We start from the raw sequence: 1,244 nt of genomic DNA on the forward strand, positions 1-1,244 counted from the left end.
CGCCCGCCCATTCCGCTGACGGCACCCGCCGCCCACGCCCTCCGGGCACGACTGAGGAACGGTCCGATGAAGCAGGAAGTCCCCATTGAACGACCCGCGGTCTCCGCGTACACGATTCCCGCGGACGCGCCGGAGGCCGACGGCACCCTGTCCTGGGACACCACGACCATCGTCGTCGCCGAGGTCACGGCGGGCGACGCGACGGGAACCGGCTGGACCTACGCCCCGGCGTCCGTGGCCACCCTGGTGGACGAGCTGCTCACCCCCGTGGTCCAGGGCCTCGACGCCCTCGACATCCCCGCCGCGCACGACGCGATGACGAAGGCCGTCCGCAACACCGGCCGGGCAGGCGCCGCCGGGTGCGCGATCTCGGCGATCGACATCGCCCTGTGGGACCTGAAGGCCCGCCTCCTGGAACTGCCCCTCGTACGCCTCCTCGGGGCGGCCCGCGACGAGGTTCCCGTGTACGGGAGCGGTGGCTTCACGACGTACCACGACACGCATCTGGCGGCGCAGCTGAACGGCTGGGTGCACGGCCAGCGCATCCCGCGCGTCAAGATAAAGGTCGGGGAGGCCTGGGGCCGGGCGGCCGCCCGTGACGTGTCCCGGGTCCGCACCGCGCGGGACGTCATCGGCCCGCAGGCCGAGCTGTACGTCGACGCGAACGGCGGCTACACGCGCAAGCAGGCGGTACGGGTGGGCCGGGTGCTCGCCGAGCACGGCGTGGGCTGGTTCGAGGAGCCGGTGTCGTCGGCCGACCTGCGGGGGCTCGCGCTGATCAGGGACGCGCTGGTGTGCGACGTGACGGCGGGAGAGTACGGGTACGACCTCCCGTACTTCGCCCGCATGATCCCCTCCGTGGACTGCCTCCAGGTGGACGCGACGCGCTGCGGCGGCCTCACGGAGTGGCTGCGCGCCGCGGCCCTCGCGCAGTCGCACGGCCTGGAGGTCTCGGCGCACGGCGCGCCGCACGCGCATGCCGCGGTCGCCGCGTGCGTGTCGAACCTGCGGCACGTCGAGTGGTACCACGACCACGTGCGGATCGAGTCGATGTTCTTCGACGGGGCGCTCGACCCGACCGGGGGCGTGATCCGCCCGGACGGCGGCGTCGGGCACGGGCTGGAGCTGCGGACGGGTGAGGTCGAGGAGTTCCGGGTCGTGTGATGCGCGGTTGAGCGGTGGTTGATACACGGCTGCGGCCGGGGTGCCGTATCGATGACGCAGGGTCGGGGATGCGGGGGCGG

At 73.2% G+C, this 1,244-nt stretch carries 1 protein-coding gene; it reads left to right on the top strand.

The window, feature by feature from the left end:
• The first annotated feature begins 66 nt into the window (after positions 1-66).
• Complete coding sequence (locus tag AOK03_RS40185; protein ID WP_055570233.1) at positions 67-1,164, top strand: enolase C-terminal domain-like protein; 1,098 nt, start codon at positions 67-69, stop codon at positions 1,162-1,164.
• Positions 1,165-1,244: the final 80 nt, after the last annotated feature.

Source organism: Streptomyces atriruber (assembly GCF_001418325.1).
GTDB classification, from domain to species: Bacteria; Actinomycetota; Actinomycetes; order Streptomycetales; family Streptomycetaceae; genus Streptomyces; species Streptomyces atriruber.

Coding starts and splice junctions, on each gene's coding strand:
- AOK03_RS40185 (WP_055570233.1), top strand. CDS start 67: ATGAAGCAGGAAGTCCCCATTGAACGACCCGCGGTCTCCGCGTACACG.